At 34.6% G+C, this 15627-nt stretch carries 15 protein-coding genes and 1 tRNA gene; 6 read left to right on the forward strand and 10 right to left on the reverse strand.

The genetic code is table 11. The annotated features are described in order from the left end of the window. Genes CL818_RS05115 through CL818_RS05125 form a run of 3 tightly spaced genes read right to left on the reverse strand, consistent with a single transcriptional unit; the run spans window position 1 to window position 3373 of the window. Window positions 1-1377, reverse strand: coding sequence for a tetratricopeptide repeat protein (locus CL818_RS05115; RefSeq protein WP_013186608.1), 1377 nt, complete (start codon window positions 1375-1377; stop codon window positions 1-3). Window positions 1378-1391: 14 nt separating this feature from the next. Next, entirely contained in the window at window positions 1392-2645 is a 1254-nt protein-coding gene (bamG, locus tag CL818_RS05120; RefSeq protein ID WP_286972029.1) for a BamG family beta-barrel-assembly machinery protein, read from the reverse strand. Further along, window positions 2642-3373: a type III pantothenate kinase gene (locus CL818_RS05125; protein WP_272972728.1), complete on the reverse strand. Its 732-nt coding sequence runs from the start codon at window positions 3371-3373 to the stop codon at window positions 2642-2644. The genes bamG and CL818_RS05125 overlap by 4 nt, the downstream gene beginning before the upstream one ends. 97 nt (window positions 3374-3470) lie before the next feature. Between CL818_RS05125 and CL818_RS05130 the strand changes: the two genes are divergently transcribed. Beyond that, window positions 3471-3543: transfer RNA gene (locus CL818_RS05130), tRNA-Phe, on the forward strand. 113 nt (window positions 3544-3656) lie between these two features. Here the strand turns inward: CL818_RS05130 and CL818_RS05135 are convergent. From CL818_RS05135 to CL818_RS05165, 7 genes are all read right to left on the reverse strand, one after another. Beyond that, on the reverse strand, window positions 3657-4166 hold the full coding sequence (locus CL818_RS05135) for an OmpH/Skp family outer membrane protein (RefSeq protein ID WP_013186626.1): 510 nt from the start codon (window positions 4164-4166) through the stop codon (window positions 3657-3659). 55 nt (window positions 4167-4221) lie between these two features. Then, window positions 4222-5049: an OmpH/Skp family outer membrane protein gene (locus CL818_RS05140; protein WP_219359769.1), complete on the reverse strand. Its 828-nt coding sequence runs from the start codon at window positions 5047-5049 to the stop codon at window positions 4222-4224. Window positions 5050-5082: 33 nt separating this feature from the next. Further along, window positions 5083-7641 carry an outer membrane protein assembly factor BamA gene (gene bamA / locus CL818_RS05145; RefSeq protein ID WP_272972727.1) on the reverse strand — a complete coding sequence of 853 codons (2559 nt, stop codon included), beginning with the start codon at window positions 7639-7641 and terminating at the stop codon, window positions 5083-5085. A 7-nt stretch (window positions 7642-7648) separates the two neighbouring features. Continuing rightward, entirely contained in the window at window positions 7649-8389 is a 741-nt protein-coding gene (gene uppS / locus CL818_RS05150; RefSeq protein WP_272973097.1) for an undecaprenyl pyrophosphate synthase, read from the reverse strand. Window positions 8390-8393: 4 nt separating this feature from the next. Next, entirely contained in the window at window positions 8394-9083 is a 690-nt protein-coding gene (gene porG / locus CL818_RS05155; RefSeq protein ID WP_272972726.1) for a type IX secretion system protein PorG, read from the reverse strand. A 102-nt stretch (window positions 9084-9185) separates the two neighbouring features. Beyond that, on the reverse strand, window positions 9186-10070 hold the full coding sequence (locus CL818_RS05160) for an NAD kinase (protein WP_286972034.1): 885 nt from the start codon (window positions 10068-10070) through the stop codon (window positions 9186-9188). Between the two features lie 3 nt (window positions 10071-10073). Then, on the reverse strand, window positions 10074-10730 hold the full coding sequence (locus CL818_RS05165; RefSeq protein WP_272972724.1) for a CBS domain-containing protein: 657 nt from the start codon (window positions 10728-10730) through the stop codon (window positions 10074-10076). A gap of 83 nt (window positions 10731-10813) precedes the next feature. Between CL818_RS05165 and CL818_RS05170 the strand changes: the two genes are divergently transcribed. The 5 genes from CL818_RS05170 to CL818_RS05190 all read left to right on the forward strand — a co-directional run bounded on the left by CL818_RS05170 (window position 10814) and on the right by CL818_RS05190 (window position 15591). Further along, a complete protein-coding gene (locus tag CL818_RS05170) occupies window positions 10814-11527 on the forward strand; it encodes a pyridoxine 5'-phosphate synthase (RefSeq protein WP_013186633.1) in 714 nt (237 codons plus the stop codon). A 1-nt stretch (window position 11528) separates the two neighbouring features. Continuing rightward, window positions 11529-12290, forward strand: a complete 762-nt coding sequence (locus CL818_RS05175) for an alpha/beta fold hydrolase (RefSeq protein ID WP_272972723.1) — start codon at window positions 11529-11531, stop codon at window positions 12288-12290. A gap of 107 nt (window positions 12291-12397) precedes the next feature. Next, window positions 12398-13645 carry an OmpP1/FadL family transporter gene (locus CL818_RS05180; protein ID WP_272972722.1) on the forward strand — a complete coding sequence of 416 codons (1248 nt, stop codon included), beginning with the start codon at window positions 12398-12400 and terminating at the stop codon, window positions 13643-13645. Between the two features lie 23 nt (window positions 13646-13668). Further along, window positions 13669-15177: an SGNH/GDSL hydrolase family protein gene (locus tag CL818_RS05185; protein ID WP_272972721.1), complete on the forward strand. Its 1509-nt coding sequence runs from the start codon at window positions 13669-13671 to the stop codon at window positions 15175-15177. Between the two features lie 66 nt (window positions 15178-15243). After that, complete coding sequence (locus tag CL818_RS05190; RefSeq protein WP_272972720.1) at window positions 15244-15591, forward strand: phage holin family protein; 348 nt, start codon at window positions 15244-15246, stop codon at window positions 15589-15591. The last annotated feature ends 36 nt before the right edge of the window (window positions 15592-15627 follow it).

The following is a 15627-nucleotide window of genomic DNA, read 5'->3' on the forward strand; positions in this document are numbered from 1 at the left end:
TTACAAGTTAGGAACCTTCACAGAAGATCCAATCCAGCATCCTATGTTTACTGTCTTTCCAGCCATGTTTGCTGAGAAGATATCAGATTTTTGTGGAGCTCTACCTCTGTAAGCTGCAGCAGCTTGATCTGCATTACTCTTAATTGAAGGATCTACACGACCAGCTTTAGACGCCATATCTGCAGCTAACCAATATACAGATCTCTTTTCAAAAGAAGTACCACCACAGTTGTTTACACTTTTAGCGTACATATCTGCAATTTTTAAGTATGCAACACCTAAAGAAGGCTTGTTTTGTAATGCTTTGTTGTAAAAGCTTCTTGCAGTACTGTAGCTACCTTTAGCTTTAGCGCTTTCTGCCAATCTGTAGTATACTTTAGCTCTCTTAGTTGGGTCTGTCTGTAACTCGGCAGACTCGTTGTAATATTTAAGCGCTTTAGTCATATTTCCAGCTTGCTCTTCTAATCTACCTAAGTAGAACGCAGAATCTGCAGAAGGCTCATTGGTGTGTAATGCTTCAACTAGTTTCTTAAATAAAGGATCATCTGTACAATCCTTACCACTTAAACGACCAGCAGCACTTTTTAACCAGTTGCTATCAGTTTTCTTTTCTTCAAACTGTCCTTGGTATAAAGGGATAAGATTTTCACAATCTGCAATTTTTCCAAACTTACCGTTAATACTTCCAGCTACTACACTGTAGTTTTTAAGATAAATTTCTCCATTCTTAAGACTAATCTTTTCAGATCTGTTAAGAGACTCTTGGTTATCTTGCTTTTCAATAAGAGGAGTTACTTTAACAGCTAACTCATCATTTTCTTTTTCAATTTTAGTGATTACCTCATCATATTTATCAAACACTTCTTGAAGATCTTTTTTACCAGCTTCTTGAAGGTCTATTAATAAAGAAAAGTAAGTAAGTAAACCTTTAGGACTTTTAAAAGATGCCTTATCTGTAGTCCAAGCTTTATCAAAAGCAGCATATTGCTCTTCTGTAGTACCTAATTTGTTATCGTACATTACTTGTGCTATATCTGCAAGAACATCTCCCTTATCTACTTTAGGGTCATTCTCAAAATATTTAAGTTTTGCTTGATGTGCAGCAATTAGATTTTCTGCATTTTGCTTTTTATTAGCTTCTGTGCTTTTATCTAAAAAATGCTTGTACATACGCACACCATATTGGTATGTTGCTAATGAGTATGAAGGGCAGTCTTTCACTAATGTTTCATAGTGAGGTTTTGCTGCGTCGTATTGCTTATTCTTAGCACTTGTTGCAAAAAGCGACAATTGTGTTGCACAGTCTGCAGCTTGTGCATTAGTGAACTGTATGCCTAGAAATAAAGCTGTTATTAATAAAGTTGCTTTAGTTTTCATAGTATTTAAAATGGTTAATTAAACTTAGTTTTTTCAAACCACTTGTCATTTAAAGACAAGCCGATTATAATATTGTAAAACGATTCTTTTATTAAGCCTGCATCTGTTGTACCACGTTGTCCGTATTCAAAAGATAGGTTAGCATTTGTAAATAATCGTCCTGCTGGTATACCTACTCCAAAAGATATGCCAAACTCGTTAATGTCTTCTCCTCTTAGGTTTAGACCGGTTTCTTCATATCGTGCTCCAAACCTATAAACAATTCTGTTTAAGTAACTTGTAAGGTCATTATATTTTGGAATATAAAAACCTCCAACTTTAAATTTAGAGGCGTCGTCAAAAATAACGTCTTCATTATTAAAAGAACGATTATTAAAGTTACTTTTTTGTGAATTTACATACTCAAGGCCTGCATACCACTTATTCGCTTTTCCTATCCCTAATCCTAAACTAATTTCTGAAGGGTTTTTAAAATCTGAATCTTCTAACTCAATATCTTGTCTGTCTGCTACTAATTCTTGTCCTGAGTTACCCACAATTACTGTAGCCAATTCCCTGAAGTTTTCAACATTTATAGTTGTTGAAGGCATATAGGTTGCTGTAGCTGTTAAGTCTAAATTCTCAGTTAATTTAGTGTCGTAAATAGCACCAACCTTAAAACTGAAGCCTAAGAAATCTGATCGGTTAATTTCTCTAGTTCCAAACTGAATGTCGTCTTGAAAGCGAATGCTTTTGTTTTGAATATTTCCAAAGTTATATTGAAAATCTACACCAATGTTAAAGTTGTCTGTAACTTTATAAGCGGTAGAAAGCGCTACTTTATTTAAGCCACCTCTACCAGTAAATTGGTCTGATGAGCTTAATGACTCACCATTATCAGGTTTTATGTTATAGCCAACTGTTGTGCTAGGATAAACTGAAAGTCCAAATCCTAGTCTACCTGCTGGAAATCCTAATGCTAAATAATCAAAGGTGGTGTGAGAAGCAGACTCAGAAGCATTTGCGTCTTCTAAACTTAAAGATTGGTGACTAGCTCCAACTGAGTAAGCAGTTAGGCGTAATTTCGCGAAACTTGCTGGGTTTTGTAAATTTATGTGAATGCTATCACTATAGGCACCCAAACCAGCCATTCCTCGCTGTTCTGCAGTTCCTCTAAATTTGGTTAAACCAATACCATAAAATGAATATGGAGATGAGGTTCCTTCCTGTGCACTTGCCGTCAACACTATACCTAAGAGCGCTACGATTACTACAAATCGTTTAATCATGTGTCTTTGTTAAATTCTAAAATATGGTTTAATCCTTCCAACAAAAAATTAGAGTTGGCAAAGATGCTATTTTTTATACGTTTAGACAAAAAATCAGCGTCTCCACCAGTAAAAATAACTGTTAAATCAGGATATTTTTCTTTATAACGGTTTATAAAACCATCTATTTCATTACAAGTACCCCAAATGGCACCACTTTGCATACTCTCAGATGTACTTTTTCCTATTAAGTTTACATTATCTGTAGCCTTAAGTAATGGAAGTTTTGCTGTAAATTCATGCATAGCCTTAAAGCGCATTTGTAATCCAGGTGAAATAGAACCTCCATGATATTTATTTGTACTATCAATAAAATCATAAGTTATACAAGTACCTGCATCTATAATTAAGATATTTTCATTTGAATATGCCTTAGCAGATCCAGCTACTAAACCTATACGATCTAAACCTAAAGTTTCTGGCGTATTGTAATTGTTTGTATAAGGGACGCTGGTAAATTGATTAAGTTGCAAAACAATAGTATACTTTTCTAAGAAATTTAAGTGTTCTATTGGGTAAGAAGACGTGTTAGATATTATAGAATGTGAGATATTAGACCAATTTTCTAATATTTCTTTAATTTTTTTTTCAATTTCATTAGATGAACAAATTGTTCTTTCCTTAAGGGTAACGTCCTCAAAAACTGCAAGTTTAGTTCTCGAGTTACCTATGTCTATTATCAAATTCATCTTTTTATTTATGGTTTTGTAAAATTACAAACGAATTTTTTAGTCTTTATGTTGTAGGGTTTCAAAATTGATTTTATATTTGCGCTCCTTAATAATAGGTACCTTAGCTCAGTTGGTAGAGCAACGGACTGAAAATCCGTGTGTCCCTGGTTCGATTCCTGGAGGTACCACAAAAACCCTGAAACATTTGTTTTGGGGTTTTTTGTTTTTTAATGTTGAGCATTCTATATAAAAAAAGCGCTTCAAATTTTGAAGCGCTTTTTAAGTTCTTAAAAGAAAAAGATTAGATACCTAAGTCTTTCTTTACGTCTGCCATAAGATCATAACCATCTGCAAGGATTACTCCAGTTCCAGTTGTAGAGTCTATAACATAATCAAAACCTTTAGCTCTAGCTACTTTTTGAACAGCAACACGAGCTTTCTCGTAAACTGGCTTTAATAGCTCAACTTCTTTCTTTTGAAGATCTTGTAATGCGTTTTGACGGTACTGTGCAATTGTTTGCTCTGTAGTTTGCATTTCTTGGCTACGCTTTGCATTTTCTTCAGCAGTTTTACTTTCTGCTTCTTGTGAGTATTGCTTGTATGTATTAGAGAACTCTGTCATCATTGTTTTGATCTCTGCATCATACGTGTTTTGAAGCTTCTCCAAATCGCTCATCGCTGTTTTATAGCCTGGCATAGCTTCTATTAGCTCTTGAGATGCAATGTGGGCTACTTTGCTTTGTGCCTGTGTAAATGCAACTGCTCCAATAGTTAAAGCGAATGCTATAATGAGATTTTTGTACTGTTTCATTTTAAAAATAATTAAGTGTTAATTTTTGTATTTATTATTATGTTGATTTTTTGGTCTATTGACCTCCGTTTTCTCGTTCTTCTTTTGCTTTTTCTCTTGCTTCGAGTATAGAGTCTTTGCGTCTTTGGCGCTCTTCTAAAAGCTTAGCTCTTCGAGCTTCATATTCTGCTTTTCTAGCATCTCTTATACTGTCACGTTGTCTTTTACGTTCTTCAATTAAAGTTTCGCGCTCGTTTTTCTTTTCTTGAATTTCTTGTTCTTTAGCTTCATCTGCAGCAGCTTCTTCTACACTTTTGTACTCTTCTTCAAGTACTTCTTCTTTTTCCTTTTTGCTAGAGACTTGCTTTCTCTTAGCAGCTCTATTAATGCTTCTTAAAATTTGGTCACTAATATCGTGACGCTCTGCAGCAAATAACATAACTAAGTCATTGCTTTTTTCAAAAACAAAATCGTACTTTTTTGCTTCAGATATTTCTTGAACTGCTGCAAAAACTTGGTCTTGTACCGGTTGTACAAGTCTTCGCTTTTGTATCATTAAATCTCCTTCTGGACCAAATCTGTCTTGTTGGTAGCTATATATTGCTTCACGTTCATATTTAATGTCTTCCTCGCGCTCTTCAATAAGTTCTTTAGTAAGTAGGGCTCTTTCATTGTCAAGATTTCTCTGCATATCTTCAATTGCAGCCATTTTCTGTTCAATTTCAGATTTCCACTTTTGTACTCTACCGTTTAGTTGCGTTTCGGCTTCTTTATACTCAGGTACATTCTCTAAAATGTAATCCATATCAATATAACCTACTCTTAGACTTCTGCCTTGAGCTTGAGATTGATGAAGACCAAAAAACAACAATGCTGTTACTACTAAAAGAACTCTTGTTTTCATACGTATTATGTTTATAGAAATAATCGTGCCAAATTAAAACTGTTGTCCAATAATGAAATGTGTTTCCCAACCATTAGAACCTGTTGTACCTGGAATAGGATCAAATCCGTATCCGAAATCTATACCTAATAATCCAAATGCAGGCATAAATATACGTAATCCTATACCAGCAGACCTATTTAATTGAAATGGATTAAAATCTCTAAATCCATCATAAGAAGCTCCACCTTCTGCAAATGCTAACATATAAATAGAAGCTGCAGGTTTAAGTGTAATTGGGTGACGTAACTCTAACGAGTATTTGTTATAAATTGTTGCACCATCATTTTGAGTGGCTTGACTTAAAGAACTTCTGTCAATTGGTACAAGAGATTGGTTAGGGTAACCTCTTAGTGCAATTGTTTCTCTACCATCTAAGCTAAATCCTCCAAGACCGTCTCCACCTAAGAAAAATCTTTCGAATGGAGGAACACCTCTATCTGAATTGTAGGCGCCTAAGAAACCATACTCTGCACTTGTTTTTAATACAAATTTTCCAACTAAACGATTATACCAAGTACCGTTAAATTTAATCTTGTAGTACTCTAGCCACTTAAATTTTTCTTGATCTACTTCAGCAGCTGTTAACGTACCTTCTTCCTGTTGTTGATTAAGCGCTTCGTAATCTGTACCATTCCATAATGAATATGGTGGTGACAATTTTGCAGTTACAGAAAACTGAGAACCAGACGTTGGGAATACCGGATTTGTTGCAGTGTTATCTCTGCTCAATCCAACTGTTAAAGCAAGGTTGTTTGAGTATCCGTCTCCAAAAGTAAATAAACCAGTATTGTAGTTTTGAAGGTTAAAGTGCTGAAAGCTAATTGCTCCAGATAATGTAAAGAAGTCATCTGGTACTCTTAGTCTTTTAGCAAGTCCTAAAGAACCACCAGTAATTAAAAACCTTCTATTTCTGTCTGTGTCTCTTTGTTGTGCGTTATAAAAATACTGTACAGTATGAGAAAGTGACGCAGAAAGTCTTACAGGTTTCTTGCCGCCTAACCAAGGTTCTGAGAAGCTTAAACTATACGTTTCGTAAAAGCTACTAGCTTGTGCTCTTACAGATAGTTGTTGGCCATCTCCCATAGGTAATGGTTTGTAGGCTTCTTTGTTAAATATATTTCTTATTGAAAAGTTGTTAAAAGATAGCCCTAGTGTCCCTACAAAGCCACCGCCACCATAACCACCTTGTAGTTCAATTTGGCTCGACCCTTTTTCTACAACAGGGAAAACCATATCTAAGGTTCCTGAGTTAGGATCTACGTTTTTAAACTGTGGTTCTAAAACTTCTGGATCAAAAAACCCAAGTTGCCCTAATTCTCTAATGGATCTTACCACATTACTCTTGCTGTATTTTTGACCAGGTTTAACGCGTAATTCTCTATATATTACATTGTCATTAGTCTTGTCATTACCAGTTACGGTAACGTGATCAAAATAAGCTATCTTGTTTTCTGAAATTCTAATTTCAAAATCTATGGTGTCATTATAAACTCTAGTTTCAACAGGGTTAATGGTTGAAAATAAATAACCATTATTTTGATAAAGGTTGGTAAGATCTACAGCATCTGGTTTTGTAGGGTCTGCAATTTGCTTTTCTAATAATGTACCATTGTAAACGTCACCTTTCTGAACATTAACTATTTGTTTTAACTGCTCATCTGTATAAACGCTGTTTCCTAAGAATGAGATGTTACCAAAGTAGTAACGGTTTCCTTCTTCTACATCTAACTCTAAAACAATACTATTATCATCTTTCTTTATAATAGTGTCATTAGTAATCCTTGCATCTCTATAACCTTTTTCTTTGTACTTTTTAATAAGGCTAGCCTTGTCACTTTTATACTCTTCTGCAATAAACTTAGATCTTTTCCAGAATCTCCAGAATTTCTTCTCCTTAGTTTTTTTCAGTTGTTTACTAAGCTTAGCGTCTGAAAGTGCTTCATTGCCATTAAATTGAATGTCATCAATTTTTACTTTTTCACCTTTATCTACATCAACAACCATTAGCACCTTATTGGAGTTAGGTAAGGTATCTTCAACTTTTACGGTGTTAATCTTAACTTTAGCGTTTAAGTATCCTTCTTCTTTATAAGAATTGGCAATACGGTTTTGTGTTGTTGTAATGAGGTTTTCTGTAACTCTTTTTCCTGCAGTTAACTTATTTTCTTTAATAAGTTCTTCCTTTTTCTTTTTGCGTTTAAGACCTCTAATTTTTGTTTCGGCAAGTTCAGGAAGTTCTTGAATTTCTATCTCAAGATCAACTACATCTCCTGTTATCTTAGTTACATATATATTAATGTCTGAAAACAAACCTAAATCCCATAGCTTATTAAGTACTTTACTAATCTTAGTACCTGGAATGAAAATTTGTTCACCAGTTTTAAGGTTTGTAAATGCAATTACTGTTTGCTCGTTATAACTCGTTGTTCCAGTTACATTAATTTCACCAATAGTATACTTAGTACTGTTAGGTGGAAGTTCTTTATCTTGAGCTTGGGTTGCAAAAGTTACTCCTATAAAGAATAGAAGGGTAAATAGTTTTTGTGTCATTCCTGCTTTAACTAAGTTGTTCACTCGTTTTTCCAAATCGGCGTTCTCTATTTTGATAATTGTGAATGGCATTTAATAGGTCCTTCTTTCTGAAATCTGGCCATAATACCTCGGTAAAAAATAATTCTGCATATGCAATTTGCCATAAAAGAAAATTGCTAATACGTTGTTCTCCGCTTGTGCGAATAAGAAGATCTACATCTGGTAAAAAATTTGTGTATAAATGCTCTTCTATTAATTTGGTGGTAATATCTTCTGGTGTAATTTGATTAGAAGCAACTTGCTCTCCAATACCTTTAACCATTTGAAGTATTTCTTCTCTAGAACCATAACTTAATGCAAGTGTTAGGTTCATATGAGTATTGTCTTTTGTTTTCTCTTTTACTTCTGCCAGTTCCTTTTGGGCTTTTTTAGGAAGACTTGTAATTGTACCTATTGTAGAAAGTTTGATTTTGTTATCCTGCAGTGTTTTAATCTCTTTTTTTAGAGAAGACACTAAAAGATTCATAAGCTTATCCACCTCAAATTTAGGACGATTCCAATTTTCTGTTGAAAATGCATAGAGTGTTAAATTCTTAACTCCTAATTCTGCACAACCCTCAACAGCTTCTCTAACTGCTTTTGTGCCCTTTTCATGACCAGCTACTCTTAACAAGCCTTGCTTTTTTGCCCATCTTCCATTACCATCCATAATTATGGCAATGTGTTTTGGTAAAGCGTCTTTATTTATAGTATAGTCTTTGGCCATATTATTAGAAGTTGCAATAACAAGGTTTTCTACCAAAAGAGTAGGTTAGTGTAATGCCTGTAAAGACATACCAATCATTAGTGTTTATATTTCCAAATGGTTGTGCACCGCCATCAGAACCTAGTTCTTCTGGATTGCTGCCATCTAAATTGTCTGTAAGTGTATAGCGTGCGCCTACTTCAAAACCAGCAATTAAATGCCTGCCAATGGTTGCTTTAAAGCCTACAACTGCAGGTATTGCTATATTTATATTATCGCCACCACGCTTTAGCTCTATACCATCTCTAAAAATTTGATTAGCATAAAAGCCAGTTAATCCTGTGTATAGGTAAGGTACGGCTTGTCTTTTGCCGTTATGCAGATTCCATTCCCAAAATGTATACTCTATACCCAAAGAAGCTTCTGTAATATTGTTAGTAAACTCATAACCTCTTTGTTGCCTTCTTGGCTCGTCTGAGTTAGCATCATCTGCATTAATTTCTGCGTGCAATAATGAAAACCTAAAAGAGTGCCTGTCACTGCGATTCCATTTGAACAACAAGCCGCCAGCCAACGAGTTAGGGTTTACGAAGCTAGAGTTGCCGACGTCTCCAATATAATTGGCGCCACCAACAAAGCCACCTATCTCATAGGTTTGTGAATACGTGTAAGTTGTACAAAAAATCATGATGATAAATGCGGTTAAATGCCTCATAGATTTTCAAAAGTTTGCAAATATAACAATAAAGTTCTCGTGCGTTGAATTTTCGACGATTTTGTCGTATTCTTAAAACACATCTATTAGATATTTATTGCTTTAATTGCGCTTGTCCTGACCCCAAAGTAACTTTTTCCTTAAAGTCTTAGGAAAGCTTGAGCCGTTTAGTTCTACTAAATGAATTTGAAACGGCGCCTTTTGTACTGTAAGGACGCTGTTTTTTTGAAGTGTTGCAATTCTTGAGTCCATACTTACTAAAAAAGTATCTTCTCGGGTAGAAACTTTTAATTTAATCTTGGTGTCATCCTTTATGATTAAAGGTCTGGCGTTAAGGTTATGTGGAGCAATAGGAGTTAATACAAAATTTTGAGTGTCTGCCATTATAACTGGACCACCACAACTTAAAGAATATCCTGTAGATCCAGTTGGCGTGGATACAATTAAACCATCTGCCCAATAAGCATTAAGATAATTGTCATTCAACCAAGTTTCCACAGTAATCATTGAAGTAGTGTTTCTCCTACTTACAGCAATTTCGTTTAATGCAAAGTTAAAATCGTTTATAGTTGCAGGCTCTTGTTCTGAGTTGATTTGTAAAACACTTCGTTTAGAAATAGAGTAATCTCCAGATAAAATATGACTAATACTTTCTTTTATCTCTTCTTTTTGTATTGTAGCTAGAAAACCTAAGCGGCCAGTATTAATTCCTACAATGGGAATGTTGTGGTGCCTTACATAGTAAATGGTTTTTAAGATTGTACCATCGCCACCTATGCTAAAAAAAAGATCATAACTGTCATCCAACTCTTCAAAAGTAGAAAAGTGATTGTACTCTTTCTTTATAGTCTCGTGGTGATTAATTATATCTAGGAAGTTTTCCTCTATAATTACATCAATTTGAGCTCTATCTAACTCATCTAGTAATTCTTGTATGTACTTACCAGCGTCTTTATGGTAAAATTGACCATATATACCTACTTTCATAACTTATATATTTAGGTATTTGTCAAGATATTTTGAGCGGTCTTTTAAATTCTTGTAAAAGGTGTCTTCTTGATGGGAAGAAACTATACTATAACCATATCTTCTAAAAGATTGTAAGACTTCATTTATGGCAGATTGCCCAATCTTTATTGTAAGCTGAACCATATCTTTTTCCATTTTTGAAATAAACGCACCAAGCACCTTTGCCTCGTTAGATTCAACTATCTGTGAAATTTCACTAAATGAGTAATCGTTTATACCTTTTTCTACAACTAAAATACCACCAGCTTCATTCAAGAAAGGTGTTTCATTAAATAAGTTTAGAATATCATTTAACTCAACGTAGCCAAGATATTTTTGATTTTCATCTAATACAGGCATTAGATTGGTATGGTTTTGAGCAAAATTCTCTAAAACATCTAGCCAGTTATCTGTAATTCTGCAGAAAAAAGTTTCAAATGCATACTGGCAATCTTGCAATGTCTTTCCAGATTCAAAACAACGCACATCATTTTCAGAAATACAGCCAATATAAACACCATCTCTAGCAACAGGAATATGTGTATAAGTAAGTTGGTCAAAAACATCTTTAACTAAGGCTATGTCCTGATTAATATCCTGTATGTCTATATCATTAATGATATAATCTTCAAAAAGCATATGCAAATTTTACTTGCAAATTAATCAATTTTAAAGACACCACCATGGTGCAACTTTGTATTTTTGTAATTCAATAATAAGTTATGACAAAATTAAGTGTAAATATTAATAAGATAGCTACTCTTAGAAACTCGAGAGGTGGCAATTATCCAAATGTAGTTCAAGTAGCTAAAGATGTGGAGCGTTTTGGTGGTCAAGGTATTACTGTGCATCCTAGGCCAGATGAGCGCCATATACGTTATCAAGATGTTAGAGATTTGGCACCTATTGTGACTACTGAGTTTAATATAGAGGGAAATCCAAATCCTAAGTTTATAGATTTGGTGTTGCAAAACAAACCGACACAAGTTACTTTAGTGCCCGATGCTGTTGATGCTATTACATCTAATGCTGGTTGGGATACTGTAAAGCATAAAGACTTTCTAACTGAAATTATTTCAGAGTTTAAAAACAACGGTATCCGTACATCTGTATTTGTAGATCCTGTTGCGGCAATGATTGAAGGTGCTTCAAAAATTGGAGCAGATCGCATTGAGCTTTATACAGAAGCTTTTGCAGATAAATTTACTATTAGCCCAGAAGAAGCTGTAAGACCATATACAGAAAGTGCAATGTTGGCACATTCTTTAAATTTGGGCATAAATGCAGGGCATGATCTGTCTCTTAAAAACATTGCTTATTTTAAAGAAAAGGTGCCATATTTATTAGAGGTGTCAATAGGGCATGCATTAATAGGAGAAAGTCTTTACTTGGGTCTTGAAACTGTTATTTCTAATTATTTAAAAGCATTAAAATAATATGAAGTTGCATTCTAATATAATAGGAGAAGGAAAGCCATTGTTAATATTACATGGTTTTCTGGGAATGGGAGATAATTGGAAAACACTTGCAAAGCAATTTTCTGAAGATGGTTATCAGGTTCATCTAATAGATCAGAGAAATCACGGTAGGAGTCCACATTCTGATGACTTTTCTTACGAGTTGTTAGCTGAAGATTTAAAAGACTATTGTAAACTTCATAATCTTGAGTCCAGTATTTTACTTGGTCATTCTATGGGAGGAAAAACAGCAATGCTGGCAGCTACTAATGCACCAGAGTTGTTTGAAAAACTAATTATTGTAGATATTGCACCCAAATCTTACCCGCAACACCATCAATCTATTCTTAAAGGATTGTCGTCATTAGATTTTAACACCATTAAAAGTCGAGGTGGTGCAGACAAAAAACTTTCAGAATATGTATCAGAATTAGGTGTAAGGCAATTTTTGTTAAAAAACTTATACTGGATTAAAAAGGGACAGTTGGCCTTAAGGATGAATTTAAAATCTTTAATTGAAAATATTGAAGAAGTAGGAAAGTCTCTACCTAATGGTAAAACATATAGTAAACCAACATTATTTATTAAGGGAGAACGTTCAGATTATATCATATCTGAAGACGAATCTTTAATTTTGAATCATTTTCCAGAGGCTAAAATTGAAAAAATTAACAACTCAGGACATTGGGTTCACGCTGAGAATCCTGACGCTTTTTACGCTAAAATTATGAAATTCATATAAATGCACTGTCTATATTATGTATGCATAATAATTTTGCCTAATCTGTTGTAGAGTTCATATTTTATTTTAAATTTACGACGTTAACAAAACCTTAAAAAACATATAATATGAAAAAATTATTAACGCTTGCTGTATTTACCTTGGCAATGGCATCTGTATATGCAGGTGGTTATCGAGTAAGCTTACAGGGACAACGTGCCTTGGCTATGGGACACACAGGTGTCGCTGTTGTAAACTCAGCAGAATTGGCATTTTTTAATCCTGCAGGTTTAGTATATTTAGAAAATAAGCTAAACGTATCTGTCGGTGGTTTTGGTGTCTTTTCAGATGTAACTTATCAAAACACAGAGTTTGGAACGTCTTCTCAAACAGACAGTCCAGTAGGAACACCTCTTTATCTTTATGCTTCTTATAAAGTGACAGATTGGTTTACAGCCGGTTTAGCCGTTTATACACCTTATGGTAGTACTGTAGAGTGGCCAACAGATTGGTCTGGATCTCATCTGGTAAACAGAATAGACCTTCAGGCTATTTACATTCAGCCTTTAGCATCATTTAAGATTAATGATATCTTGAGTATTGGTGGTGGTCCAATTTATGTAACTGGTGCAGTTGAGTTTAATAGAAACATTAACAGAACTCTTACAGACGAACAAGGTGTAAGATCTAATGTTACAATAGAAGATTCTGGAGTTTCAGAATGGGGATATAGTGTAAGTGCTATGTTTACTCCAACAGAAAAATTAAGAGTAGGTTTTAACTATAGAAGTGAGATAATTCTAGATTCTACAGAAGGAACAGCAACGTTCTCAAACTTCCCTAACTCTCCAGCAGTACCAGCAAATGGTGACCAAGGCTTTTCTGCAAGTCTTCCTTTGCCAGCAGAATTAACTGTAGGTGTATCTTATGAATTCTGTGATAAATTTACTTTTGCTTTTGATTATAACAGAGCTTTCTGGGATGTATACAATAATTTAGATATTCAATTTGAAGATGGTAACGAATCTTTAAACCCAAGAAATTACGAAAACGCAAATATTTGGAGATTTGGTCTTCAGTATGATGCTACTGAGAAAATCACTTTAAGAGGTGGTTACTATTTTGATGAGTCTCCTGTTCAAGAAGGCTATTTTGCTCCAGAGACGCCAAGAAACGACTCTCACGGATTTACTGGTGGTTTATCTTTCCAAGTAACGCCTAGCTTAGCAATAGATGCTTCTTTCTTATATGTACGATTTGAAGAGGTAGATGCTTCTTACGATTTTTATCAAGAAGATGGCCAAAATGTACCATTTGAAGGAACATATAAATCTAGCGCGTTCTCACCAGGTTTAGGTGTAACATACAAACTATAATAACACATTATATAAATTAGCATATGAAAAACTATATAAAATACTTTGCAATTCTTGCCTTAGGCTTTGTAGCTTGTGAGCCAGAATTAGACAATCCTATTGAAGATGGAGGCGTGTATGACTCTGGTGATGCAGACTTCTCTAACTTTGTTGCAGTTGGTAACTCTTTAACTGCAGGTTTTGCAGATAATGCATTATACCTTCAAGCACAACAAAGTTCTTACCCAAACATTCTTGCAAATCAATTTTCACTTTTAGGTGGCGGCGAGTTTACGCAACCATTAGTAAATGATAATGCTGGAGGTTTACTGTTAAGCGGTACTCAAATTACAGACAATCGTTTTGTGTTAGCTTTTGATGCTGCTGGAAATCCTGGTCCTGCTGTTTATACAGGACAAACTCCTACAACAGATATCTCAAACGTACTAAGTGGACCATTTAATAATATGGGTGTTCCTGGTGCTAAGAGTTTTCATTTAGGATTAGAAGGATATGGTAATGTAGCAAACTTTCCTGCTGCTGCAAACCCTTACTTTATAAGAATGGCATCTTCTCCAAACGCTACTGTTATAGGAGATGCTGTCTCTCAAAACCCAACATTCTTTGCGCTTTGGATAGGTAATAACGATGTATTAAGCTATGCTACAACTGGTGGTATAGGTGTTGATCAAACAGGAAATTTTGATCCTACAACTTATGGATCTAATGATATTACAGACCCAAATGTATTTGCACAGGTTTATAGCGGTTATGTATCAGCTTTAGCTTCTAATGGAGCAAAAGGAGTTTTAGTTAATATTCCAGATGTAACTTCTATTCCATATTTTACAACTGTACCTACAAACCCAATACCTTTAGATGCGCCTACGGCTGCATTTGCTAACGACGCTTATACGGATTATAATAACGCAATTGCACTTTATGCATCATTTGGAGTAATATCGCAAGAAGAAGCAGCGCGACGCAATATTAGTTTTCAGGCAGGTCAAAATGGAGCTGTAATCTTAGACGAAACATTAACGCCATTGGTAAACCCAACAGATGGATCTCAAATCCCACCATTACGTCAATCTGCGTCAGGTGATTTAATTACATTGCCAGCAGCATCTGTATTAGGAACATTAGCTAACCCAGATGATCAAACATCTGTAATTGGTGTAGCAGTTCCTTTACAAGATCAATTTGTTTTAATCCCAGAAGAGCAAACTTCAATTTCAAATGCATCTGCAGCTTACAATGCAACGATTCAAGGTTTAGCAGAAGCTAACGGCTTGGCTTATGTTGATGCTAGATCAGAATTAAATGCAGTAGCAAATGGAGGCATTAGTTTTGATGGCGGTACAATTACATCTGTTTTTGCAACAGGAGGCGCATTTTCATTAGATGGTGTACACCCAACGCCAAGAGGATATGCATTTACAGCTAACGCTATTATAGATGCGATTAACTCTACTTATAATGCTACTGTGCCAAAAGTTAATATTGGTTCTTATAGCACTGTTAACTTAAGTAATAGTGTTGGTGGAAACTAATTAGATAAAATTTATTAAATTTATAAAAGCGCTTCAAATTAATGAAGCGCTTTTTTTAATGATACTATGAAACTTATATTAAGACTTTTACTAACTGCATTAGCAGTTGTTTTATTAGCAAAACTCCTTCCTGGTATAACAGTTACGGGATACTTAAGTGCAATTATCGTTGCAGTGGTGTTGGCATTACTTAAATTAATTGTAAGACCTGTTTTAGTTATACTAACACTACCAATTACCGTGTTAACATTAGGGCTTTTCCTATTGGTTATAAATGCAGTAATTATTTTACTTGCAGATGCTTTTATAGATGGTTTTGCGGTAAGTGGTTTTTGGATAGCATTAGTGTTTAGTATCTTATTATCTATTATTCAATCTATATTGTTCTCTGTATTAGATACAGACAACGACTAATTAAGGCACAGCATTTTAGGAGTTGTAGGGTCTCAA

It is taken from the genome of Croceibacter sp. (assembly GCF_002716225.1).
GTDB classification, from domain to species: Bacteria; Bacteroidota; Bacteroidia; order Flavobacteriales; family Flavobacteriaceae; genus Croceibacter; species Croceibacter atlanticus.

Excerpts from the sequence above, each read along its gene's own strand:
- CL818_RS05160 (WP_286972034.1), bottom strand. The coding sequence starts at position 10,070 with ATGAAAGTAGGTATATATGGTCAATTTTACCATAAAGACGCTGGTAAG.
- CL818_RS05125 (WP_272972728.1), bottom strand. The coding sequence starts at position 3,373 with ATGAATTTGATAATAGACATAGGTAACTCGAGAACTAAACTTGCAGTT.
- CL818_RS05135 (WP_013186626.1), bottom strand. The coding sequence starts at position 4,166 with ATGAAACAGTACAAAAATCTCATTATAGCATTCGCTTTAACTATTGGA.
- CL818_RS05185 (WP_272972721.1), top strand. The coding sequence starts at position 13,669 with ATGAAAAACTATATAAAATACTTTGCAATTCTTGCCTTAGGCTTTGTA.
- CL818_RS05180 (WP_272972722.1), top strand. The coding sequence starts at position 12,398 with ATGAAAAAATTATTAACGCTTGCTGTATTTACCTTGGCAATGGCATCT.
- uppS (WP_272973097.1), bottom strand. The coding sequence starts at position 8,389 with ATGGCCAAAGACTATACTATAAATAAAGACGCTTTACCAAAACACATT.
- CL818_RS05170 (WP_013186633.1), top strand. The coding sequence starts at position 10,814 with ATGACAAAATTAAGTGTAAATATTAATAAGATAGCTACTCTTAGAAAC.
- CL818_RS05115 (WP_013186608.1), bottom strand. The coding sequence starts at position 1,377 with ATGAAAACTAAAGCAACTTTATTAATAACAGCTTTATTTCTAGGCATA.
- CL818_RS05190 (WP_272972720.1), top strand. The coding sequence starts at position 15,244 with ATGAAACTTATATTAAGACTTTTACTAACTGCATTAGCAGTTGTTTTA.
- CL818_RS05165 (WP_272972724.1), bottom strand. The coding sequence starts at position 10,730 with ATGCTTTTTGAAGATTATATCATTAATGATATAGACATACAGGATATT.
- CL818_RS05175 (WP_272972723.1), top strand. The coding sequence starts at position 11,529 with ATGAAGTTGCATTCTAATATAATAGGAGAAGGAAAGCCATTGTTAATA.
- CL818_RS05140 (WP_219359769.1), bottom strand. The coding sequence starts at position 5,049 with ATGAAAACAAGAGTTCTTTTAGTAGTAACAGCATTGTTGTTTTTTGGT.
- bamA (WP_272972727.1), bottom strand. The coding sequence starts at position 7,641 with ATGACACAAAAACTATTTACCCTTCTATTCTTTATAGGAGTAACTTTT.
- porG (WP_272972726.1), bottom strand. The coding sequence starts at position 9,083 with ATGAGGCATTTAACCGCATTTATCATCATGATTTTTTGTACAACTTAC.
- bamG (WP_286972029.1), bottom strand. The coding sequence starts at position 2,645 with ATGATTAAACGATTTGTAGTAATCGTAGCGCTCTTAGGTATAGTGTTG.